General features: G+C 65.0%; 17 protein-coding genes and 1 tRNA gene. 2 read left to right on the top strand and 16 right to left on the bottom strand.

All coding sequences use genetic code 11. The features are described 5' to 3' along the window. Nucleotides 1-37: 37 nt before the first annotated feature. The 6 genes from IVB47_RS13550 to IVB47_RS13525 all read right to left on the bottom strand — a co-directional run bounded on the left by IVB47_RS13550 (nucleotide 38) and on the right by IVB47_RS13525 (nucleotide 7,456). Nucleotides 38-421, bottom strand: a complete 384-nt coding sequence (locus IVB47_RS13550) for a RidA family protein (protein WP_247462090.1) — start codon at nucleotides 419-421, stop codon at nucleotides 38-40. Between the two features lie 42 nt (nucleotides 422-463). Then, a complete protein-coding gene (locus IVB47_RS13545) occupies nucleotides 464-2,797 on the bottom strand; it encodes an acetamidase/formamidase family protein (RefSeq protein WP_247462088.1) in 2,334 nt (777 codons plus the stop codon). 133 nt (nucleotides 2,798-2,930) lie between these two features. Next, a complete protein-coding gene (locus tag IVB47_RS13540) occupies nucleotides 2,931-4,172 on the bottom strand; it encodes an acetamidase/formamidase family protein (RefSeq protein ID WP_247462087.1) in 1,242 nt (413 codons plus the stop codon). A gap of 49 nt (nucleotides 4,173-4,221) precedes the next feature. Then, nucleotides 4,222-5,844 carry an amino acid ABC transporter permease/ATP-binding protein gene (locus tag IVB47_RS13535; protein ID WP_247286098.1) on the bottom strand — a complete coding sequence of 541 codons (1,623 nt, stop codon included), beginning with the start codon at nucleotides 5,842-5,844 and terminating at the stop codon, nucleotides 4,222-4,224. Next, nucleotides 5,844-6,761: an ABC transporter substrate-binding protein gene (locus IVB47_RS13530; RefSeq protein WP_247462084.1), complete on the bottom strand. Its 918-nt coding sequence runs from the start codon at nucleotides 6,759-6,761 to the stop codon at nucleotides 5,844-5,846. The genes IVB47_RS13535 and IVB47_RS13530 overlap by 1 nt, the downstream gene beginning before the upstream one ends. 431 nt (nucleotides 6,762-7,192) lie before the next feature. After that, a complete protein-coding gene (locus IVB47_RS13525) occupies nucleotides 7,193-7,456 on the bottom strand; it encodes a hypothetical protein (RefSeq protein WP_247286100.1) in 264 nt (87 codons plus the stop codon). Nucleotides 7,457-7,709: 253 nt separating this feature from the next. Here IVB47_RS13525 and IVB47_RS13520 point away from each other — a divergent pair, with 253 nt between their 5' ends. Beyond that, complete coding sequence (locus tag IVB47_RS13520) at nucleotides 7,710-7,904, top strand: hypothetical protein (protein WP_027566897.1); 195 nt, start codon at nucleotides 7,710-7,712, stop codon at nucleotides 7,902-7,904. Nucleotides 7,905-7,990: 86 nt separating this feature from the next. Here IVB47_RS13520 and IVB47_RS13515 read toward each other — a convergent pair whose 3' ends face one another. The 9 genes from IVB47_RS13515 to IVB47_RS13475 all read right to left on the bottom strand — a co-directional run bounded on the left by IVB47_RS13515 (nucleotide 7,991) and on the right by IVB47_RS13475 (nucleotide 20,050). After that, nucleotides 7,991-8,137, bottom strand: a complete 147-nt coding sequence (locus IVB47_RS13515; protein ID WP_247462082.1) for a hypothetical protein — start codon at nucleotides 8,135-8,137, stop codon at nucleotides 7,991-7,993. Nucleotides 8,138-8,325: 188 nt separating this feature from the next. Beyond that, nucleotides 8,326-8,399 (bottom strand) — tRNA-Cys (locus IVB47_RS13510). Between the two features lie 57 nt (nucleotides 8,400-8,456). Beyond that, a complete protein-coding gene (locus IVB47_RS13505; RefSeq protein ID WP_027566896.1) occupies nucleotides 8,457-9,209 on the bottom strand; it encodes an ABC transporter ATP-binding protein in 753 nt (250 codons plus the stop codon). Nucleotides 9,210-9,219: 10 nt separating this feature from the next. Continuing rightward, on the bottom strand, nucleotides 9,220-9,936 hold the full coding sequence (locus IVB47_RS13500; RefSeq protein ID WP_027566895.1) for an ABC transporter permease: 717 nt from the start codon (nucleotides 9,934-9,936) through the stop codon (nucleotides 9,220-9,222). Nucleotides 9,937-10,134: 198 nt separating this feature from the next. Next, on the bottom strand, nucleotides 10,135-10,869 hold the full coding sequence (locus IVB47_RS13495) for a tRNA-uridine aminocarboxypropyltransferase (protein WP_247462081.1): 735 nt from the start codon (nucleotides 10,867-10,869) through the stop codon (nucleotides 10,135-10,137). 41 nt (nucleotides 10,870-10,910) lie between these two features. After that, nucleotides 10,911-14,015: an efflux RND transporter permease subunit gene (locus IVB47_RS13490; protein WP_247462079.1), complete on the bottom strand. Its 3,105-nt coding sequence runs from the start codon at nucleotides 14,013-14,015 to the stop codon at nucleotides 10,911-10,913. Next, the gene (locus IVB47_RS13485; RefSeq protein ID WP_247462076.1) at nucleotides 14,015-17,164 is read right to left on the bottom strand and encodes an efflux RND transporter permease subunit; all 3,150 of its coding nucleotides are present in this window, start codon (nucleotides 17,162-17,164) and stop codon (nucleotides 14,015-14,017) included. Before IVB47_RS13485 ends, IVB47_RS13490 begins: the two co-directional genes overlap by 1 nt. Nucleotides 17,165-17,199: 35 nt before the next feature. Further along, nucleotides 17,200-18,609 (bottom strand): efflux RND transporter periplasmic adaptor subunit, encoded by a 1,410-nt coding sequence (locus IVB47_RS13480; protein ID WP_247462074.1) that lies wholly within the window; start codon nucleotides 18,607-18,609, stop codon nucleotides 17,200-17,202. Continuing rightward, a complete protein-coding gene (locus tag IVB47_RS13475; protein ID WP_247463151.1) occupies nucleotides 18,599-20,050 on the bottom strand; it encodes an efflux transporter outer membrane subunit in 1,452 nt (483 codons plus the stop codon). Before IVB47_RS13475 ends, IVB47_RS13480 begins: the two co-directional genes overlap by 11 nt. 772 nt (nucleotides 20,051-20,822) lie before the next feature. Here IVB47_RS13475 and IVB47_RS13470 point away from each other — a divergent pair. Continuing rightward, nucleotides 20,823-21,857: a cysteine synthase A gene (locus IVB47_RS13470; RefSeq protein WP_027566889.1), complete on the top strand. Its 1,035-nt coding sequence runs from the start codon at nucleotides 20,823-20,825 to the stop codon at nucleotides 21,855-21,857. Here the strand turns inward: IVB47_RS13470 and IVB47_RS13465 are convergent. Beyond that, complete coding sequence (locus IVB47_RS13465) at nucleotides 21,854-22,387, bottom strand: DUF805 domain-containing protein (RefSeq protein WP_247360921.1); 534 nt, start codon at nucleotides 22,385-22,387, stop codon at nucleotides 21,854-21,856. The genes IVB47_RS13470 and IVB47_RS13465 overlap by 4 nt on opposite strands. Between the last annotated feature and the right edge of the window lie 226 nt (nucleotides 22,388-22,613).

Here is a 22,613-nt window from a genome sequence, read left to right as displayed (position 1 = left end):
ATTGCGCTTCGCTCCATCCGGGCTACGGGCTGTCGCCTCACGGCCGGCGGCAGACCAGGTCAATCTCGATCAGCGCGTCGTAGGCAAGCCCGGTGACACCGACGCAGGTGCGGGCCGGCAGGCGGTCGGGCGGAAAGAACCCGCGATAAGTCTCGTTCATTGCGGTGTAGTCTTCCTTGAAACGTGTGAGATAAATGCGTGTCATCACGACGTGTTCGAGACCGAGATCGACGCCCGCCAATACTACCTTCAAATTCTCCATCACCGCCCCCGTCTGCGCGACGATGCCGTCGGGCAACACGCCCGGTGTTTGCGGCGTGTCCGGCATCTGGCCGGTGACGAAGACAAAACCGTCGGTCTCCACCGCGTGGCTGAAGGGCGCGACCGGCTTCGGTCCGCCGCTGATCATGTGGAATTTCACTGGGGTTCCTTGTTACGGCGCTTCTTTCAAGGGAAGGCTTGTCTAGGGGAAGGTTTGAAACAGGCGCTTGCTGATGATCGCGTGCACGCCCCAATTGCCGTCGACCACCTGCGTGACGCCGAAGTCGACGGCGGCCGACATCAGCGCGATCGCCTCGTCCTCGCTGAGGCCCTTCACGTTCATCAGGAAGCGCCGCATCTTGCGGAACGCATCTTTCATGGCGAGGTCGAGCGAGGATTTTGCGTAGACCTCGCTCTGGCCCTGAGCGCCGAACTCGGCGAGGTAGTTGGGATGGCTGAATCCGGTCAGGACCCAGTCGGTCTCGGTCTCGATCAGGGGATAAGAGAGATCGGCGAAGGGCTGGCCGGCGAGATCGGCCTTCTTGTGCAGGATCACCTCGAACGTTCCGGTCATCGAGCATTCGATCGCGGTGCCGCTCAATTCGCCGTCGCCTTGCGTGGCATGGGGATCGCCGACTGACAGCAATGCGCCGGGGACGGACACCGGAAGATAGACGGTCGCCCCCTTCCCCAGGCGCCAATTGTCGAGATTGCCGCCGAAATAGGACGGCGGCACGGAGTCGATGAAATCCACCTCGCGCGGCGCCACCGCGATCACACCGAAATGGGGGCGCAAGGGAATGCGGATGCCGTCGAGCACGGCGTGGCGGCGCTTTACCGTGCCGGGCAGGACGGGAACGCCGGGATAGTCGTAAGTGGAGTGCACCACGCCAAACGGGTCGGTCTGCGGCTCCCAGCGATAGGAATACAGCGCGCGGGCGTGCGGCGCATCGGCGTCGTCGAAGATTTCGTAGATCGTCACGACCTCGCGCGGCTTCGGCCCTGACAGAAATTCGTCGTAATGATAGCCCCACCAGGCCGCGACCGAGGAGCCGAACACGCGGCCTGAATGTTTGGGATGGCGACTTGTGCGCGCCACGATGTCGAGGATCCGCACTTCCAGCACGTCGCCGGGCTGGGCGTCCTTCACCGACACGGGCCCGGTGCAGATGTGCACGCCAAAGCCTTCGCCGGCGCCGCGTCCGAATATGCTGGCATCCATTGGACCCGCGCCGCGCCGATCCACGTTCTTCCTCGCCTTGGTCCAGCCGAATACGTCTTCGGCGGCGGCATCGCCCGCGATCATCAGCTCAGGATCGTCCGAGGCGTGCTGCGTCAGGGTTTCGATGGTGATGGTATCGCCCGAGGCGATCTCGAGCTGCGGCCGTAACGCGCGACTGAAATATCCCCAATGAACGCGGTCGGCTTCGACCGGAAGATGATGATGCTTGCGCTCGGCCGTCCTCGGCTCATCGATGTCGGTACGGGCGAGATTGCCGCGCGCCTCGGCACTCGCCTGGTGCACGCGAAGCTGCGCCAGCGCATCCTGCGGCCAGCCGCGCTGACCGGTTATCCCCTGCTGCGTCGTCGCCCGCTCCGCCTCCTGTTGGCGAAACTCACGCGGCGGCAGCCCGAAGCGATGGCGGAAGGCGCGGCTGAAATGCGCGGAATCGCCGAAGCCATAGGCGTAGGCGATCTCCGAGATCGAACGATGCGCCTCGGACGGATTGGACAAATCGGCCCAGGCGCGCTGCAGCCGCCGCTCGCGCACGTAGTGAGTAAAGTTGTCGCCGACCGTCTCGAACAGCTTTTGCAGATAGCGCTCGGAGATTCCTTCGGCCTGCGCGACGCGCGCGGGCACCAGCTCGGGATCGTCGAGGCGGCGTTCGATGCTCTGGCAGATCCGGTGCAGGAGTGCCGACTGCGTCGCGCTCGATCCGGCGTCGGACGTCGAAGCCGCCAATTGATGGGCGAGTGTCAGCAGGAGATCGACGAGCGACTGCGTGACCGCATTCCATTCGGCATCGCTCAGGGTGTCGAGCGTGCGCGCGGTCGCGTCCATCAAGCGCGCGAAGACGTCGGCGAAGCCGCTGGGCGGAACGACCCTGGGTTCGCCGAGCCGCGGCCTGCCCGAGAGGCGGCCGTGCAGCGCCTCCGACTTCACCGACAGCACGATGGCGCGCATGTCGCGCTGGAACACGATACTCCAGTCCCCGCTCCGCGGCAGCAGCACGAGATGGCCCACCGGAACGATGCGATGGCCGCCGGCACTGTTGAGCACCATGCCGTCTTCGACCGGCATCAGCGCAATCGGAACGTCGTCGTCGGATTGCGCGAGCGGTCCGATGGTCTGTGCGCCCGCGGCCATGCGCGTGAGCGCAACACCCGCGGCTTGACGATGCGATGCGGTCGCATGCCCGTCGAAGAAGGAATGACCGGTAGCAGGTTGCAGGCCAACCGCGGCCAGCACGTCCCGCCAGGCTTCGGGGCGGTCGTCTTGCGCGTAGGACTCGCTGGTGAAGGGACGGAAGCTCATCGGATCGACCCAGATTGCAGTGGATCGAAGCAACCTCTGTGCCAGACGCACGCGATCATCCGTCGCAGCGACGGGCCGCAAGTGACGCTCCTTGGTCACGTCCTCATCCCAAAATGGAATGTGTTTCAAAGCATTAGTCACATCGGAAGATGTTCTTGCGGATCGTGCCGTGAACGCCCCAGTTGGCATCGACCACCTGCGTGACGCCGAAATCGGCGCCGACCGACAGCAGCGAGATGGCCTCGTCCTCGCTGAGGCCGTGCACGGTCATCAGGAAACGGCGCAGTTTTCTGAACGCGTCGCGCATCGCACGGTCGAGACTCGAGTGATTGGCAATTTCGGTTTGTGCGTCGACGCCGAGCGCGGCAAGGTAGTTCGGATAGGTGAAGCCGTAGAATGACCAGGCCTGATCAGTCTCCAGCATCGGATGGTCGAGACCTTCGAGGCTGGTGCCGGCGAGATCGGCTTTCTTGTGCAGAACGAACTCGAAATCGCCGGTCAGCGAGGTCTCAATCGCGGTGCCGCCAAGCTCGCTGTCACCTTGGGCTGCATGGGGATCCCCGACCGAGAAATAGGCGCCGGGGATCGCGACCGGATAGAACATCCGCGCCCCCTTGCCGATGCGCCAGTCGTCGATGTTGCCGCCGGTATAGCTCGGCGGGATCGAGCTGACGAAATCGGCCTCCGACGGTGCGAGCCCCATGGTGCCGAAATGCAGCCGTGCCGGCACCTTGACGCTCGCGAGAATGTTCTCCCGCTTCGTGATGGTGGCGTGATCGACGCGCACGCCGGGATAATCGATGGTCGGATGCACGATGCCGTCAGGATCGGTCTGCGGCGTCCAAACATAGTTGTAGACCGCCTTGGCGCAGGGCTCGCCGGAGGTGTCGAGCTCGAAGATGGTGACGACCTCGCGCGGCTTCGGCTCCTCGATCAGATCGTGATAGTGAAACCCCCAATTCGCGGCGACGTTGGAGCCGAAGCACCGCCCGGCATGACAGGCGCTGCAGCTGGGCCGCGGCCTGATATCGAGGATGCGCACTTCGAGGATATCGCCGGGCTCGGCGCCATCGATCGCGACGGGACCGGTGAGGAGATGCACGCCGATCCCCTCGCCTGCGCCACGAATGAATGGGCCTTCGACAGGACCCGAGCCGCGCCGCGCGACTGCCTTGTGCTCGCGCGTCCACTGGAACACGCTCTCGGCGCCGGGATCGCCCTGGATCATGCGCTCGTAATCGTCGTTGGCGTGGTGGGTCAGCGTCTCGATGGTGGCGCGATCGCCCGAGCGCAGCGTCAGGGCCGGCGCGACCTTCTTGGAGAAATAGCCCCAGTGGACGGTTTTCGGCGAAACCGGCAGCGTGAAATGCTTCATGAGGTGGCCTCTTCTGGAAACGCGGTCTTGAACGTTGCGGGTGCGGCTCTCATCGCACCGCCTCCGGAGTCTTGTCGGTTTCCATCACGCTGAGGAAACGCGCAGTCAGCGGATTGCGGGGGCTGGAGAGAACCTCATGCGCGGGCCCCTCCTCGATGATCGTGCCGCCGCTCAGGAAAGCGACACGGTCGGCGACCTCGTCCGCGAAGCGGATCTGGTGCGTCGAGATGATCATGGTGAGGCCATCATCGATGGCGAGCCGCCGGATCACCTCCAGGACCTCGCTGACGAGCTCGGGATCGAGCGCCGAGGTCGGCTCGTCCAGGAGCAGCACGCTGGGGTTCGGTGCGAGCGCTCGGGCGATCGCGACGCGCTGCTGCTGACCGCCGGAGAGATGCCGCGGCAGCGCGTCGGCGCGGTGCGACAGCCCGACCCGGTCGAGCAGCTCGGCGGCGCGGCGATCGGCATCGATGCGGGTCATGCCGTGCACCCAGCGCAAGGGACCGGCAATGTTCTCCTTCGCCGAGAGATGGGCGAACAGGTTGAATTGCTGGAACACCATCCCGACGCCCACGCTTGCCCGCTCATTGGCGATCGCGCGGGGCGGCAGCAGCTTGCCGTTGTCGTCGAAACCGAGACGGCGTCCCCCGACGCGCACGGTGCCCCCGTCCCAGCTTTCGAGATGATTGATGCAGCGGAGCAGCGTGCTCTTGCCGGAGCCGCTGGGCCCGAGCAGTGCGACGACCTCGCCGACACGCACCGTAAAATCGAGGCCGCCAAGCACCTTTTGCGTGCCGTAGCTCTTGGTGAGGTCCCTGGTCTCGACCGCGATGTTGTTTCGAGAAATCGTTGCCGCACGCCGGGTGCGCTCCTCGCGGGTCAGCGCCCGCGGGGGCGTGTCGGTGAGCTCTGCCTGTGCGGACACCGGGACGTCGACGGTCGCTGCGGCAAGTTCGAGCTTGGTGGCGAGATCGACGCGGCGCCAGGGCAGATAATCGGCGAGCTTGCGCTGGCGACCTTTGGCGCGGTCGAGATCGAGCAGCCATTCGACAAAAAGCTGGATGATGCTGATGGCAAAGGTCAGCACGAGATACAGCAAGCCCGAGGCGAAGAAGATCGAGAAGAAGTCGAAGGTCGAGGACGCAAGCTGGGTCGAGCGCAAGGTCAGCTCCTGGACCGCGACCACGGAGGCGAGCGACGAATTCTTCAGCGCACTCACGGCCTCGTTGCCGAAGGCCGGGATCATGGTGCGGATCGCCTGGGGCGCGATCACCCGCCACATCAGGATCCGCGGCGTCATGCCGAGCGCCTGGCCCGCCGTCACCTGCCCGCGATCGACGCCGAGCACGCCGGCACGCAGCATCTCGGCGATGAACGGCGCCTCGTTGCAGGCCAGCGCAAGGCCGGCGGCCAGCACCGCCGGCAGTTTGATGCCGATATGCGGCAACGCGTCGTAGGCGAACACCATTTGCAGGATCAGCGGCGTGCCGCGGAAGATCACAGTGTAGGCCCTGGCGATCGCCGCCAGCAGCCAGAAGCGGGAGAGCTGCATGCCGGCGAGGATCAATCCGAGGATCAATCCTCCGCCGAGCCCGAGGGCAGTCACCTCGAGGGTGAGCTCGATGCCCTCGAGCAGATACGGCATGCTCAGGTAATGGAGGAACAGCGACATCAGTCGGCCGTCAGAATGTCAGGCTCCTTGAAGTTGTTCACGTCGAGCCCATGCTTCTTCAGAAGCTCCATATGCGTGCCGGCCTTCTGGACCTCGATCAGGGCTGCGAGCACGGCGTCGCGGAATTTCGGCTTGTCCTTCGGAACGGCGATGCCGACGGAATACGGGATCGTCACCGCGGTCGCCTTCTCCAGCTTGTCCGGATAGGCCTTGACCGCGCTGTCGACGGTGTTGACGTCGTTGACATAGGTGTCGGCACGACCGGCGAGGATCGCCTGGATGCAGTTGGCGTTGTTGTCGTAGAGCTGGACGGTCGGCTCGGCCTTGCCGGCCTTCTTGCACTCGGGCATCAGCGCCTGGATCAGGGGCACCTCGACATAACCGGTGTTTTCTGCGGCAGCGGCGCCGCACATCGACATGTTGATGCCGTTGATGCCCTTCGGATTGCCCTTGGCCACCAGCACGCCGTCGAACACTTTCGAATAGGTGATGAAGTCGGCGGCCTTGGCGCGCTCCTTGGTGGCGTAGATATCGGAAATGACGATGTCGGCTTGTCCCGCGGCCAGCGTGGTCAGGAGCGCCGCGAACGTCACCGGCTTGTAGGTCAGCTTGAAGCCGAGGCATTCGCCGATGGCTTCGCCGAGATCGATGTCGAAGCCGATATATTTGCTCGGGTCCTTCGGATCGATGGTCTCATAGCCGGGCGTGTGCGGGTTGATGGCGTTGACGAGGGTCTTGCCCTTCCAGTCCGGATATTTGTCCTGGAGCGCGGCGCAGGCCGCAGGCGCCGCAGCCTGCGCGCTCAGGGGCGCGGCTGCCAGCGCGCCGAAAGTGACCGCGGCGCCGACCGCGGCCTTGCGCCAGGACAGCGATGCACGCGCGTTCCCCCGCGCCAGGGGCAATACCGGTCTCTCCATCTCCAGCTCCTTCGAATTGTCATGGCAATGGCCATGTTCCAGATCTCGGAAGCGAGCCTAGGAGGAGAGCGGACCGGAAAGCTTGTCCGCGGGCGTACAAAAAATTGGATGGAGGGAGCCCGCCATTTGGGCAGGCGGCTGCACAAAAACTATTCGTGAATGCGGACGCCGCAGCGCGCAATTCCGGATTCGGAAGAACCACATGATCCTGCGATACGCCGCGATCTGCACGATCAGGGAATCATGCGGTGAGGTCATTTGGCAGAGATATGACGATCAAAGGACGCATCTGCGGGCGGCATCCGAAGCACATCACCGCTGTTCCACAGCCTGTCCGCAGCATACCCACAGGTATATCCACAGGCCGACTATGCCGGATTCGCGAGCCCGCGCGAGCCACTTGCTGCGCACAGGCCCACAGGGCCGGTATGTCAGCCGCCGGCTTGATCGAACACGGTGCGGCAAGCCTCACTCAAGCTTGGCCTGTTGCGGCGCAGGCAGGCCGTGATGGCGCGAACGTTGGGGATTTCGCCGGCACAGAGCCGGTAGACGTCGGGGGTACAGGCCCGGCGCTGCTCGGGCGTTCCCTGCTGCGCATGGGCGGCGGACGCAAACAGCGTCAGGAACAGCCCGACCGTCGAGGCGCGACGCGCCCGGCTTTTCACACCCGCAAACCGCAAGAATCTCGCCTTCATGACCAGTCTCCCGTTCTGCCCTGCCCGCCGGCCTGTGTTGGCCGGTGTGCGAACGGGTAGGAGAAATAAACAGCCGAAGATGTGACCTCCTTCACACTGCGGGCATCCGGCAGGAACCTAAGTTTCCCAACGGGATTTCATCAATCGCTCACCAATCGGGACCCGATTGGCCGATCGTTAAAATGCGAACGATCGGCTCAATCGGGAAACAAGCCGGCTTTGCGACATTGCGCCATCCGGTCCGGAGGGTGTGATGAGCGAAGCCGAATTCAACTTGCTGCTGGATGCCGTCCAGGACGCCATAGTCCATGACGATCTGGCGGTCGTGCCGGGGGAGGATTTCGTGCCGCGCTCGTGGACCTATTACGCGAAGCCCAAAGCCGCCAATGACAACGAGGGCGCATGGCCCCTGCTGCCGTTTCCCGACGGCTGGTACGCGGCCTGCTAAGACCAATTTCACCGTGAGCCGATGCGCCCGCGCTCTGCGGGCGTTTTGCTATGGGCCCTACGCCGCGAGATTCGGCATGCCCGCGATCAGGTCTTGAGGCGCTCTCCGCCGTCCTGCGGCGCCTGGTCGGGTGCGGCCGGCGGAAAGATGCTGTCATAGATCGCGCGGGCCTCGCGAATGAGGCGAGCCCGCTCCAGCTCGGATTTCGGGACAAATCGGACGATTTCGCTCACGTGCTCTCCAGCGCTCGATCGTTGGGATGCATCACTTCGCAGATGCGAAGACTATGCCAGCAGGCTGAATGACGGGTTTCCGCCGGGCCCCGGGCAAACCCGGTGTGCGCGGCCAGCATGCATCGCTCGCGCGGGCCCATAGCAGGCGCGACCCGATCGAATATTGCTGAGATATCAGGAGGTTGTGATGGAGGCCACGTCGGGACTCGAACCCGAGTAAACGGTTTTGCAGACCGGCGCGTAACCACTCCGCCACGTGGCCCCAACGAGGGCGGAGCAATATAGGGGATCACGGATTTAGGCAACCCCGACCGGGCAGCTACGCCTTCGCGCCGCCGAGATATTGGCCGAGAATCTCATCGGTCGCGCCGGCCGCCACGATCCGCCCCTCCTCCAGCAGGATCGCGCGATTGCAGGTGCTCTTGATCAGCGCGACGTCGTGCGAGGCGAGCACCAGGATGCCGGCGCGCACGACGATCTCGTCGAGCCGCTGCCGCGCCTTCTTGCGGAACTGCTGGTCGCCGACGCCGATCCATTCGTCGAGCAACACGATCTCGCCCTCGACGGCGGTTGCGACCGCAAAGATCAGGCGCAGCATCATGCCGCTGGAATAGGTGCGCAGCGGCAGGTCGAGCCGGTCCCCGAGCTCGGTGAATTCGGCGATCTCCGCGCGCCGGGCATCGATCTCGGAGCGCCGTGCGCCGATCACGAGCCCGCGCCGCATGATGTTCTCGTAGCCGGTCGCTTCCTCGTCGAATCCGGCCGAGAGATCGAACAGCGGCTGGCAGCGGCCCAGCACGTCCACGCTGCCGGACGTCGGATGGTAGATGCCGGCGAGCACCCGAAGCAGCGTGGTCTTGCCGGCGCCATTGGCGCCGATGATGGCGACGCGGTCGCCGGCACGGATATCGAGGCTGACGTCGTTCAACGCCGAGACGATGTGCGGGACCGCTGTGTTCCGCCGCAGCGTCACGGCGCTGACGAACCGGCTGCGCAGCGAGCGGTCGCGGAACGACAGCACCGGAAACCTCACCGAGACGTTGCGAAGCGCGATATGAGCTGCGGGGGTCATATCTCGCGCCTCACAGCCAATACGCCACGCGATGGCGGTATTTCGCGTAGCAGCCGAGGCCGATGACGGCCACGACGGCCGCATAGATGATCCCGAGCAGCCACTGCTCCGCATCGGTCGGCTGCGACAGCAGCGGCCTGCGGACCAGATCGAGCAGCGTTGCAAACGGATTGGCGCGGATCAGCCAATAAAACGCGGTGCCGCGCACGGTGTCCTCGGTCCAGATGATCGGCGTTAGGAAGAATACGAATTGCAGGCCGCTGACGATCGCCGAGCCGATGTCACGAAACCGCGCGCAGAGCATGCCGAGCGCAACCGAGCCGCCGAGCAGCACGACGAGCAGGATCGCAATGCCCGGCACCGCGAGCAGCATGCTCGCATGCAGCGGCCACGGCATCACGAGATAGAGCAGGACGACGATCACCAGATGATGCGCAAAGATGAGGACGTTGCGCGCCATCATCTGGAGCACATGCACGATCAGCGGCGCCGGCACGGCCTTGATCAAATGGCCTGAAGCCACGAAGATGTTGGAACCTTCCTGCAGCGTCGTCGCGATCAGCGTCCAGACAATCAGGCCGACAGCGAAGGTCGGCAGAAAACTCGCGATGTCCTGCCTGAACAGTGCCGCATAGACCGTGCCGACGCTGGCAATGGTCGCAGCGAGCGTCAGCGTAATCCAGAGCGGGCCGATCACAGTGCGCCTGTAGCGCAGCGAAATGTCCATCAGGGCAAGCGTGCCCCAACGATCGAACCGCGTCGCCTGGGCAAGGATCTCCTTGGCTGCAAGCTGAATGCGACGGCCCTTTCCGCTTCCGGCGTTCCGATGGTGCGACAGAATAGCAGATCGCGGCCTGTTGGCCGATGGTCTCTATCCGCCCGCCTCTCGCGGGACAATCGGCCGTACGGATGATCCGGACCGGACTCAGGCTCGCTTGCGCCGCCGGACACCCCGCCGGCGGTCCTTGACCGGCGGCTTTGGCGCCAATTCGGGCATCTCGGTCTGAACCTCGCGGTAGCGGGTTAACATCCGTTCGAAACAGGCATTCAGCGTCTCGGCGATGTCCGGGCGCTTCTCCAGAACGGAGAGGATCGTCGCTGCGGCCTCGATGGTCGACAGTCCGTCCTTCCGAGGCTCCTTGCGCAGGCGCCCGTAGCGCGATGGCGCGGCCGGATTGAGGATGACGCGCTGGCATTTCAGCATCCAGGGATTGCGCCACCACAGGGCCTTGGCTTGGCTCCAGGTGCCGTCGAGCAGCACCACACCTTCGAGCTTGCCGAGGCGCGCGCGCTGGTTGTCCGCGACCTCGCCCTTGCGGTTGAGGGCCAGGATTTCGCCCTCGGCCTCGAGATCGGCGGCGTGCGCGGAGCCGAGATAGAGCACGGCCCAGTGCGAGGCGTTCTCGATCGGCTGCCCCAGCGCCTTGGACAGGCTCGGCCAGGACAAGCCGACCCGCAGCGTGGCACCGGCGAAATGCTTCGCAAGCAGCCGGGCGGTGCCGAGCGCCCTGTCCTGCTCCTGCGGATGCTGAAGGATCAGGAGTCCAAGGCGGTTTTTGAGCGGCGTGACGCTGTCGCAGATGCACAGCGGCATCGGCTTTTGGCAGTGCGGGCATTCGGGGATCGAATCGGCCGGCGCGGCGGCGGTGGGGTGCGACATGGTCGCCGCTATACGCTTTGCAGGGCGGTTCAACAACCCGCCTATTCCGCCGGCGCGGCCAGCGGGCGCGGCTCGCGCCGTCGGCGCAGGCGGTCGATCAGAAGGTAGATCACGGGCGTGGTGTAGAGCGTCAGGATCTGCGACACGAACAGCCCACCGATGATGGTGATGCCAAGAGGTCGGCGGAGCTCCGTGCCGGGCCCGGTCGCGACCACCAGTGGAATGCCGGCGAACAGCGCCGCCATCGTCGTCATCAGGATCGGCCGGAAGCGCGCCTGGCAGGCCTCGAAGATCGCCTCCGCCGAAGACAGGCCGCGCTGGCGCTCGGCATCGAGCGCGAAATCCACCATCATGATGCCGTTCTTCTTGACGATGCCGATCAACAGGATGATGCCGACGAAGGCGATCACCGTCAGTGGCGTGTTGGTGAGCTGCAAGGCCAGCAGCGCGCCCAGACCCGCCGAGGGCAGCGTCGAGATGATCGTGAGCGGATGGGCGAGGCTCTCATAGAGTACGCCGAGCACGATATACATCGCCACCAGCGCGCCGAGGATCAGGAGCGGCTGGCGGCCGCTGGTCTTGGCGAAATCCCCGGCATTGCCGTCAAAGCTGCCGCGGATGCCTTCCGGCATGTGCAGCTCCTCGACCGCGCGCTGGATGTTCTGCGTTGCGGCCTGGATCTGCACCTCCGGCAACAGATTGAACGACACGGTGGTCGATGGGAACGATTGCGAATGATAGACCGCGAGCGCGGCCAGCCCGCGCGTCGCATGCACCACGGCCGACAGCGGCACCTGCGCGTCGCCCGCGCCGGCGACATAGATGCGTTCGAGGTTGGACGGGTCGACCTGGAATTTCGGGTCGATCTCCAGCACGGTCATGTACTGGTTGCGCTGGGTGTAAATGATCCCGATCTGCCGCTGCGAGAACGCGTTGTTGAGCGCGTTGTCGATATCCTGGACGCGGACGCCGAGCGCCGAGGCCTTCTGGCGGTCGATCGACAAGGTCAGTTGAAGCCCGCCGGGATCGCGGTCGCTGGAGATGTCGGTGATGCCCTCGACGCTCTCCATGCGCTTGGCCACGATCGGCGCCCACTTTTGGAGCAACCCGAGATCGGTGCTGGTCAGCGTGTACTGGTAGTCGGAATCGCTCTGCCGTCCGCCGGCGCGCACGTCCTGGGCGGCGAACATGAACAGGCGGATGCCGGGCACCGGGTATAACGCTCGCCTGAGACGGTCGATCACCACCTGGGTCGAGACGTGGTCGCGCTCCTCCGGCGGCTTCAGGCTGATGAACATGGTGCCGCGATTGGAGGTCGCGCCGCCCGGTCCGCCGCCGCTGCCGACGGTGGAGCCGATGCCGGCCACGGCAGGATCCTGCATTACGATGTCGGCGAGCCGCTGCTGCAGGCTCAACATCGACTGAAACGAGATGTCGGCCGAGGCGCGCGTCGCCCCGATAACGAAGCCGGAATCGTCGGTCGGGAAATAGCCCTTGGGAATCTTGATGTAGAGCGTCACCGTCAACGCGATGGTGGCGAAGAACACCAGCAGCGTCAGCAGCGGATATTCCAGCACGGTGCGCAAGGTGCGGGTGTAGGAAGCGACGATGCGCGACAGCGAGCCCTCGATGATCCGGTCGAACAGGGTCGCCGTGCCGGACGTGGTCTGCCGGATGTAGTGCGCGCAGATCATCGGCGTCACCGTGAGCGACACCAGGGTCGAGACCAGGATCGCGAAGGTCAGCGTCAGCGAGAACTCGCGCAGCAGCCGGCCGACGATGCCGTCCATGAAGATCAGCGGCGTGAACGCCGCGATCAGCGACAGGCTGATCGACACCACGGTGAAGCCGATCTGCCGGGCGCCGTCCAATGCCGCCTGGAGCGGCCGCATGCCGTGCTCGAGATTGCGGTACATGTTCTCGATCATGACGATGGCGTCATCGACCACGAAGCCGACGGAGATCGCCAGCGCCATCAGCGACAGATTGTCGATCGAGAAGCCCGCGACCCACATGCCGGCGCAGGTCCCGGCCAGCGCCAGCGGCACGGAGATTCCGGCCGCGATCGTCGGCGTGAGCCGCCGCAGGAATACGAACACGACGACCATCACGAGAATGGCCGTCGCGAACAAGGTCCACTGCATGTCGAGCACGCTGGCGCGAATCGTGCTGGTGCGGTCGACCAAGGTGGAGATATCGACGCCGGCCGGAATCCACTGCTTCAGCGCGGGGATCAACGCCTTCACCCGGTCGACGGTGTCGATGACATTGGCATCGCCCTGCTTGGTGATCTGGATCAGCACCGCCGGCTGCTTGTTGAACCAGGCGATGGAACGGGCGTTGCGGACGGAGTCCTCGATGTCGGCGACGTCGGCCAGCCGGACGAAATTGCCGTTCGAGCTCTTGATGACGATGTCGCGGAACTCTTTCGCGGTCCGCATCTGCCTGTTGAGCGACAGCGTTTCACTCTGGCGCTCGCCGTTGAAGATGCCGACCGGACCGAGCGGGTTGGCGTTGATGATCGCAGTCCGCACGTCGTCGGTGGCGATGCCGGCGTTCGACAGCGCAACGGGATTGAGCTGCACCCGCACCGCCGGCTGATCGGCGCCGGACACCGTGACGTCGCCGACGCCCGGCACCTGCGAGATGCGCTGCGCCAAAACCGTATCGGCGACGTCGTAGATTGCGCTTGCGGACAGCGTCTTCGAGGTCAGCGCCAGCACGAACACGGGAGCGCCGGCAGTGTTGGCCTTGCGGAAGCGCGGCAGCGTCGGCAAATCGCTGGGCAGGTCGACCAGCGACGCGTTGATCGCCGCCTGCACGTCACGTGCGGCCTTGTCGATGTTGCGGCCGATGTCGAACTGGAGCTGGATGTTGGTCGTGCCGAGCGACGAGGTGGAGGTGATCTGGTTGATGCCCGCAATCTCGCCGAGCCGCCGCTCCAATGGCGAGGCGACCGTCGCGGCCATCACGGACGGGTCGGCGCCGGGACGGCTGGCGGAAACGAAGATGGCGGGGAAATCGACGTTCGGAACCGAGGCGACCGGGAGGAACTCGTAGGCCACGATACCCAGCAGGAACAACCCGATCGACAGCAGCGTGGTCGCGACCGGGCGGCGGATGAAGGGCTCCGAGATCGATGCCATCACTGCATCCCCTCGGTCGCGCCCGCGACGGGCGGCCCGCCGGACTCCGCCGGCGGCAGCGCGTGCTCGAGGCGGCGGTTGATGCGGTCGAGTGCGAGATAGATCACCGGCGTGGTGTAGAGCGTGAGCAATTGGCTGAGCAGCAGGCCGCCGATGATGGAGATGCCGAGCGGAAAGCGCAGCTCGGCGCCGGTGCCGCTCTCGATCGCCAGCGGCAGCGCTCCGAACAGCGCGGCCAGCGTCGTCATCATGATCGGGCGGAAGCGCAAGAGGCAGGCCTGCACGATCGCCTCATGCGCCGGCATCCCCTGCCCGCGCTCGGCCTCGAGCGCGAAATCGATCATCATGATCGCGTTCTTCTTGACGATGCCCATCAACAGGATGATGCCGATCAACCCGATCACCGAGAGATCCTGCCCGCACAGCATCAGCGCCAGGATCGCGCCGACGCCGGCCGAGGGCAGCGTCGAGAGGATCGTGATCGGGTGGATGTAGCTCTCATAGAGCACGCCGAGCACGATGTAGATCGTGATGACGGCGGCGAGCAGCAGCCAGGGCTGGCCCGCCAACGCCTTGGCGAATTCGGCGGCGTCGCCGGCATAGACGCCGACGATGCTGTTGGGCATCTCGATCCGGGTCTCGATGGTCTTAACGGCCTCGACAGCGTCGCCGAGCGCCGCGCCCGGGGCGAGATTGAAGCTGAGCGAGATCGACGGGAATTGCGCCTGGTGCGAAATCGCGAGCGGCGCGGTGGTGCGGGTCAACGTCGCCACGGCGGAGAGCGGCACCTGTGCGTTGGGCGCGCCGGCAGTCGCGCTCGCCGCGCCCGGCAGATAGAGCTTCGACAGGATCGAGGGATCGCGCTGGTACATCGGCAGCGCTTCCAGCACCACGCGGTACTGGTTGGCCTGGCCGTAGATGGTCGAGATCTGCCGCTGCGCGAAGGCGTCGTTGAGCGTGTCGGTGATGCCCTGGAGGCTGACGCCGAGCTGGCCGGCGCGGGTGCGATCGACCGTGAGCTGCGCCCGCAGACCGCCTTCCTGCGCCTCCGAGGAGACGTCGCGGAACAGCGGATCGCGCCGCATCTCGGCAACCAGCTTGCGCGTCCATTCCGACACCAGGGCAGCGTCGGTGCCGGTCAGCGTGTACTGGTATTGCGAGCGGCTCGACTGGGTCGAGATCTGCACGTCCTGCACCGGCTGGAAATAGACGGTCATGCCGGGGATGGCGGCCACTCGCTCCTTCAGCCGGGTGATGACCACGCTGACATCATCGCGCCGCTCGCCGCGAGGTTTCAGCGTCATGACAAGACGGCCGACATTGGTGGTCGGATTGACCGAACCAGCACCGATCACCGAGACCACGCCTGTTACATCGGGGTCGGCCTTGATGGCGTCGGCCGCCGCGGCTTGCCGCTTCTGCATCTCCGCGAACGACACGTCCGGACCGGCTTCCGTCACCGCCGTGATCGAGGCAGTGTCCTGCAGCGGCAGGAAGCCCTTTGGCGCGACGACATAGAGCGCCAGGGTCGCAATCAGCGTGGCGAAGGTCACGACCAACGTCGCGCGCTGGCGCTCCAGCACCCAGAGCAGCGTGCGGTGATAGAACTCGACGGTGCGGTCGATGAAATGGCTGACCGCGGCAAGACCCGGCACTGCCAGCTCTTCATGGGCATGCTTCAGCAGGCGCGAGCACATCATCGGCGTCAGCGTCAGCGAGACGACGGCCGAAGTCACGACCGCGATCGTCAGCGTCAGCGCGAATTCGCGGAACATGCGGCCGACAAGGCCCGACATGAACAGCAGCGGGATGAACACCGCGATCAGCGACACCGTCAGCGAGATCACGGTGAAGCCGATCTCGCTGGCGCCCTTTAGCGAAGCCTCCATCGCGCTATCGCCGTTTTCCATGTGGCGGACGATGTTCTCGATCATGACGATGGCGTCGTCGACGACGAAGCCGGTGCCGATGGTGAGCGCCATCAGCGACAGATTGTCGAGGCTGAAGCCGGCGAAATACATGATGCCGAAGCTGGTGATCAGCGACAGCGGCAGCGCCACGCCGGCGATCAGCGTGGCCCGCAGCGAACGCAGGAACAGCAGCACCACCAGCGTCACCAGCACGACGCTCAGGATCAGCGTGAACTGCACGTCGCGGACCGAGGCACGGATGGTGACGGTGCGGTCGGAGACGATGGTGAGGTTCACGCCGGCCGGAATAGCGCGTTGAACCTTTGGGATTTCCGCGCGGATCTGGCTGACGACGTCGATCACATTGGCGCCCGGCTGACGCTGGATGTCGATGATGACGGCGGGCGAGCCCTGGTACCAGCCGCCGGTACGGTCGTTCTCGAGCCCATCGACGATCTGCGCCACGTCGGCGATGGTGACGGGGGAGCCGTTGCGGTAGGCGATGATGACGGGCTTGTAGGCGTCGGCGGCGGCGATCTGGTCGTTGGCGGCGATGATGTAGGATTGCTGCGCGCCGTCGAGCGAACCTTTTGGCCCGGAGACGTTGGCATTGGCGATCGCGGTGCGCAGGTCTTCCATGGCGATGCCATAGGCGGCCAGCCGCGCGAGATCCGCCTGGATGCGGACGGCTGGCTTCAGTCCGCCGAGCACAGAGACGCGCCCGACGCCGGAAATCTGGCTCAGCCGCTGCGCCAGAAGCGTGTCGGCGATGTCGCTCATCGCCCGCAACGAGATCGTGTCGGAGCGCAGCGCCAACGTCATCACCGGCGCATCGGCCGGGTTCACCTTGGCGTAGGTCGGCGGATAAGGCAGCGTCTTGGGCAGCACGCCGGCCGCAGCGTTGATCGCGGCCTGGACGTCCTGGGTCGCGCCGTCGATGTCGCGGTTGAGATCAAACTGGAGCGAGATCTGGCTGACGCCGAACGAGCTCGTCGAGTTCATCGCCGACAGCGACGGGATCTGGCCGAGTTGCCGCTCCAGCGGCGCGGTGATCAGCGAGGCGATCACGTCGGGGCTCGCGCCGGGCAATTGCGTCGTCACCTGCACGGTCGGGAAATCGACCTGCGGCAGCGCGGACACCGGCAGCGCGAAATAGCCGAGCAGCCCGCCAATCAGAAGCGCGATGCCGAGCAACGAGGTCGCGATCGGCCGTCGGATGAAGGGTTCGGAGACGCCCATGGGATGCGCCTGCGCTCAGGCGGCTGTTGTCGGGATCATGGCTGCTTGGCTCCACTTCCCGATGCACCAGGACTTGACGGAGGCCCTGGTGCCGGTCCGGTCTGGCCCTTCTGGTCGCCTTCGCTGCTCTTGCGCTTGGCGCGGAACTCGCCGTCCTTGTCTTGTCCGTCCTTCTGGCCGTCTTTTGCGCCGCCCTTCTTCTGACCATCCGGCCCGCGCGAGCGCTTGCGCGGCGCCAGATCGGCCGACGGGGTCTGGTCGTCGCGCCCGATGACCACCTTGGAGCCATCGGACAGATTGGCAAAGCCGGTGGTGACGACGTTGTCGGTCGCCGACAGGCCGCTGGCGATCACGGCGTCATGCTCGTTCTGCTGCGTCACCGTCACCGGCTTGGCCGCAACCACGTTGTCCTCGCCGATGACATAGCTGAAGGTGCCGATCGGTCCGCGCTGCACGGCCGAGGTCGGCACCACCAGCGCCTGCGTCAAGGTCTCGACCTTGAGGCGGACATTGACGAACTGGCCGGGCCAGAGCTGGTAATTGGCGTTGGGGAATTCGGCCTTGAGCCTGAGCGTTCCCGTGGTCTGGTCGACCTGGTTGTCGATGCCGGTGAGCTTGCCGGTGTCGATCACGGTGAGGCCGTCATTGCCGAACACGTCGACCGCGAGCGCGCCCTTCGCCGCCGCGGCGTTGACCCGCATGATCTGCTGCTGCGGCAGGCTGAACCACACCGCGATCGGCTGCAATTGCGTGATCACCACGAGGCCGGTGGTGTCGGAGGCGTGGATGATGTTGCCTTGGTCGACCTGGCGCAGGCCGGCGCGGCCCGAGATCGGTGCCACGATCTTGGTGTAGCTCAGCGTCGCCGCCGCATTGTCGATCGCGGCCTGATCGGCCTTCACCAGCGCCTCCGTCTGCGCGACCAGCGCGCGCTGGGTGTCGGCCTGCTGCTTGGATCCGGCATTGGAGGCAGCTAACTGCTCGTAGCGCGTGAGGTCGATACGCTGGTTGGCGAGCTGGGCCTGGTCCTGGGCCTTCTTCGCGACAGCCTGATCGTACGTCGCCTGGTAGAGCGCCGGGTCGATCTCGCCGACCACGTCGCCTTTCTTGACGTCCTGGCCCTCGGTGAAATTCACCGCGATCAGCTTGCCGTCGACCTGCGAGCGGACGGTCACGGTGTTGAGCGCGCGGATCGCGCCGACGCCGTCAAGATAAACGGGAACGTCCTGGATACGCGGCGTCGCCGCCAGCACTGGTACCGGCAGATCGGGCCGTTGGTTGCGGCCGTTCGCCTGCTGCGGCTGCTGGTGCCAGGTGCTCCAGCCGTAGTAGCCAAGCCCGCCGAGGATCGCCAGCGTGATCAGGGGCATGATGAAGCCGCGCCCGCGCGGCTTCTTCGCCGTTCCCTCCTTCGCGCCTTGCTTCGTATCCGGCTTAAAGAGCATTGACCGGTTTCTCCATCCTCGGCTCCCAGCCGCCGCCGAGCGCCTGATACAGGCTGACGATAGCAAGAAGGCGGGCAAGTTGCGCCTGCGACAGCGCGTCTTCCGCCTGGAACAGGGTCAGTTGCGTGTTGAGCACGGTGACGATGTCGGCGGTGCCGGCGCGCAATTGCTGTTCGGAGAGATCGAATGCGCGGCGGGAGGCGTTGAGGACGTCACGCTGCAATTGCAGCCTGATCGTGGTTTGCTTGATCGAGAACAGCGCGTTATCAACGTCGGCAAAGGATTGAATGATGGTCTTGCGGTAGGTCTGCAGCAGTTCGTCCTGCCGCGCCTTGGCAAACTCGAAATTGCCGAGGATCTTGCCGCCGTCGAAGATCGGCTGCGTCGCGCTGCCAACCAGCTGGAAGAACGCCGCATGCGGCTGAAACAGCGAGACCAGGGCGGAGCTCTGATAGCCGCCATTGCCGGTCAGCTGGATCGTCGGAAAGAACTGCGCGCGGGCATTGCCGATATTCGCCGTCGCCGAGGCGAGCTGCGCCTCCTGCCGACGAATGTCGGGGCGCTGGGTCAAGAGCTCGGACGGCAGACCGGGTGTCACGCGGGGTATAGCGATCCGGTTCAGCGAGCCGCCGAGCACGCGCACGCTCTCCGGCGGCCGCGACACCAGGACTGCAAGCGCATTGACGTTCTGGTCGAGCGTCTGGCGCAGCGGCGGCACCAGTGCCTTCTGGTTTGCGAGCACGCTCTCCTGCTGGGCGACGTCGAGATCGGTACCGGTGCCGGCCTTGCGCCGTTCCCTGACGGCATCGAGGATGCGCTGCGCGCTCGCGATGTTGCGCTGTGACGTCCGGATGCGATCCTGCGAGGCCAGCACCTGGAAGTAAGCGTTAGCGACGCCTGCGAGCGTGGTCAGCGCAACGACGTCGCGATCGAAGCGGTTGGCATTTGCCGTCTCTTCCGCCGTTTGCAGGGCGTCCCGGTTCTGGCCCCAGAAATCGAGCTGGTAGCTTGCGCTCAGCGAAGCCTGGTAGTTGACGACCTCACGGCCGCCATTGGTGAGCCCCGAGGCGGAGGAGCCGGAGGTGCGCGAATAGGCCTCCTGCCCGGTGCCGGAAAGGCTCGGCAGCAGCGCCGCACCCGCCTGCCGCGCCTGCGCGTCAGCCTCGACGATGCGCGACACGGCGGCGGCAATGTCGAGGTTGACGGTCTGCGCCTCCTCCATCAGCTGTGTCAGCTCCGACGAGCGGAAGCTGCGCCACCAATCCAGCGACGGCGGGGCATCCGCCTTGCCCGCGTATTTGTACTGCGTGGGAACGTCGAGCGCGGGATCAGGTAGATCCTGCGTCAACACGCAAGCGCCCGAGCCGGCGGCAAGGCAAACGACCGCAAGCCAGCGCGCCGCACGTCGCGTCCGGGACGTGGCGCCTGGAGACCGCCGCACAGCGATCGCAGGAACATCCTGTGTCACACATACCCCCCGCCGGGCAGATCGAGCCGCCACCGCGCAGCTGGAGTAACCGATTCGCGGCGGCACAGTCGGGGGGCTTTGGACAACTCGTTCACAAGGTGAGGCTTTCTACGGAACCGGACACCCATACTAGCCGGGTGCGGAACAGCGGGACAGTCCCGCAGTTGCGAGATGGTCGCCAAAGTGCGACGATCCCGCGGCGAACAAATTGAAAAAAGTCTCTGTCCTGCAGTACTTTCTTGAATCTCGAAGCCGTTCCGGAGCGCATTCAAGCTTACCAACATTTCATGTGATATTGCCGCCACACCAACTTCAGTGGCTTTAATTCGTCCGTAGCGCTCGCAATCCGGCTTCAGAGCTGGTCGCGAAGCCGGCCGAGCCGGTCCACGAGGTTGTTTACCGTCGAAAATAAACAGGCATTCGTCGTGCCGATATGTCTGCCGGCTTCTGCAGGCTATCCACGCGCGTCGTTATCGACGCGTCCCGCCCAAAGGCGATGAATTGTCGCGAGTGCGCCGACGACGGCCGTAATCTTCCATGTTTTGGCAGAGTCCGACCCGATCTTCCTACTGTTGTCGGCGCCGCGTAGCCCAGCATCATCGGCCATCGTCCCTCGCAAGAATTTCACTGCTTCGACGGGCACTTCCGCCGGTTTCGCCGCAGCGCAAAAGCCTTCCCCTTTGGCCTCCCAAGCACTAGGTTCTGGCCAACCTGATCAACCCCTTTGCCAGTGATTTGCCCAGACATGACCATCAACAACGACGTTGTCGAAGCCATCGGCAACACCCCGCTGATCAAGCTCAAGCGCGCTTCCGAACTGACCGGCTGCACCATCCTGGGCAAGGCCGAATTCATGAATCCCGGCCAGTCGGTGAAGGATCGCGCCGGCAAATGGATGATCCTTGAGGCCGAGAAGCGCGGCGAGCTCAAGCCCGGCGGTCTCGTGGTGGAATCGACCGCCGGCAATACCGGCATCGGCCTTGCGGTCGTGGCCAGCGCCCGCGGCTACCGCACGCTGATCGTGATCCCGGAAACGCAGAGCCAGGAGAAGAAGGATTTTCTGAAGCTGTGCGGCGCCGAGCTGCTGGAATCACCGGCACTGCCCTATTCCAATCCGAACAACTATCAGCATGTCGGCCGCCGCCTCGCCGACGAGTTGCGCAAGACGGAGCCGAACGGCGTGCTGTTCGCCGACCAGTGGAACAACCTCGACAATGCGAAGGCGCATTACGAGTCCACAGGTCCCGAGATCTGGGAGCAGACCGGCGGCAAGATCGACGGTTTCGTCTGCTCGGTCGGCAGCGGCGGCACGCTCGCCGGCACCAGCCGCTTCCTGAAAGAGAAGAGCAAGGACGTCAGGATCGCCTGCGCCGATCCCCATGGCGCCGGCATGTATGAATATTTCAGAACGGGCGATGCCAAGGCGACGCCGGGCGGCTCGATCACCGAGGGCATCGGCCTCAACCGCGCGACCGCAATCGTCGAGAGCGCAAAGGTCGATGACGCTTATCTCATTCCCGATGCGGAAGCAGTTACGGTGATCTACGAACTGCTCCAGCACGAAGGCTTGTGCCTCGGCGGCTCGACCGGCATCAACGTTGCCGGCGCGATGCGTCTCGCAAAACAGCTCGGGCCCGGCAAGACGATCGTCACCGTGCTCTGCGATTCTGGCAGCCGTTACCAGTCGAAGCTGTTCAACGCCGACTTCATGCGCGCCAAGAGCCTTCCGGTGCCTGAATGGCTGGAGAAGCGCAGCAACATCAAGCTGCCGTTCGTCTAGCCCCAAGTCGGCCGCGACGATCCCTGCGACACCCGCGCGAGGCGCTCGTTCGATAGCGAAGGCTTGTTCGCGCGCGTGCGCGGCGGGAGGGGAGCGCCGTAGGAGCCTTCGCTGTCGCCGCTCGGCCAGAACATGAGCGCGAGCATCAGCGCGAGGTTGACGAGCGCGCCGATCGCCGTTGCCTGGTGCTCCTGCCCAATTGCCCAGGCCGGAAACCGGCCCGCGACGACATGGTCGACGATCATGAGCGCGAACCAGGCAGGCACCACGCAGACCGGATCCCAGCCGATGTCGCGGATGCGCATCGATTGCAGCGTGACGGTCGCAACTCCGAAGAACACGATTGCGACCATCATCGCCCAGCTCTTGGTGAGGTCTTCGGGTCGGATCGCGCCGGGCGAGGTGTTGTTCAGCACGGCCATTGCGATTGCAAAGCAGATCGCCGTCATCACGATCGCAAGCGCGACCGTCGCGAGGAAGAAATGCAATCGCCCGAGCCGGGCGTTCAAGCCGAAGACGAAACCGAGCATTAGCGCACCCTTTTTGGCGCCACATGCCCAGAGATAGCTTTCGGAGCCATGAACCTGCACGGTCGCGCAGCGCCGCATGGTTTCCGGAGGACTAAGGTGGCCGGCGCGATTCGAGGCTTCGCTCCACCCGGCACGGTCAGGCGCCCTCGCCGCCTTCCGAGGCCGCAGCACAATAGTTGCGCCAGAACTGGCGGTAACCCGCCTCGACCCTGGCCGTGTAGATTTC

The sequence above is a fragment of the Bradyrhizobium sp. 62 genome (assembly GCF_023073035.1).
Classification (GTDB): domain Bacteria; phylum Pseudomonadota; class Alphaproteobacteria; order Rhizobiales; family Xanthobacteraceae; genus Bradyrhizobium.
This window is presented reverse-complemented; position numbering and strand designations above follow the sequence as displayed.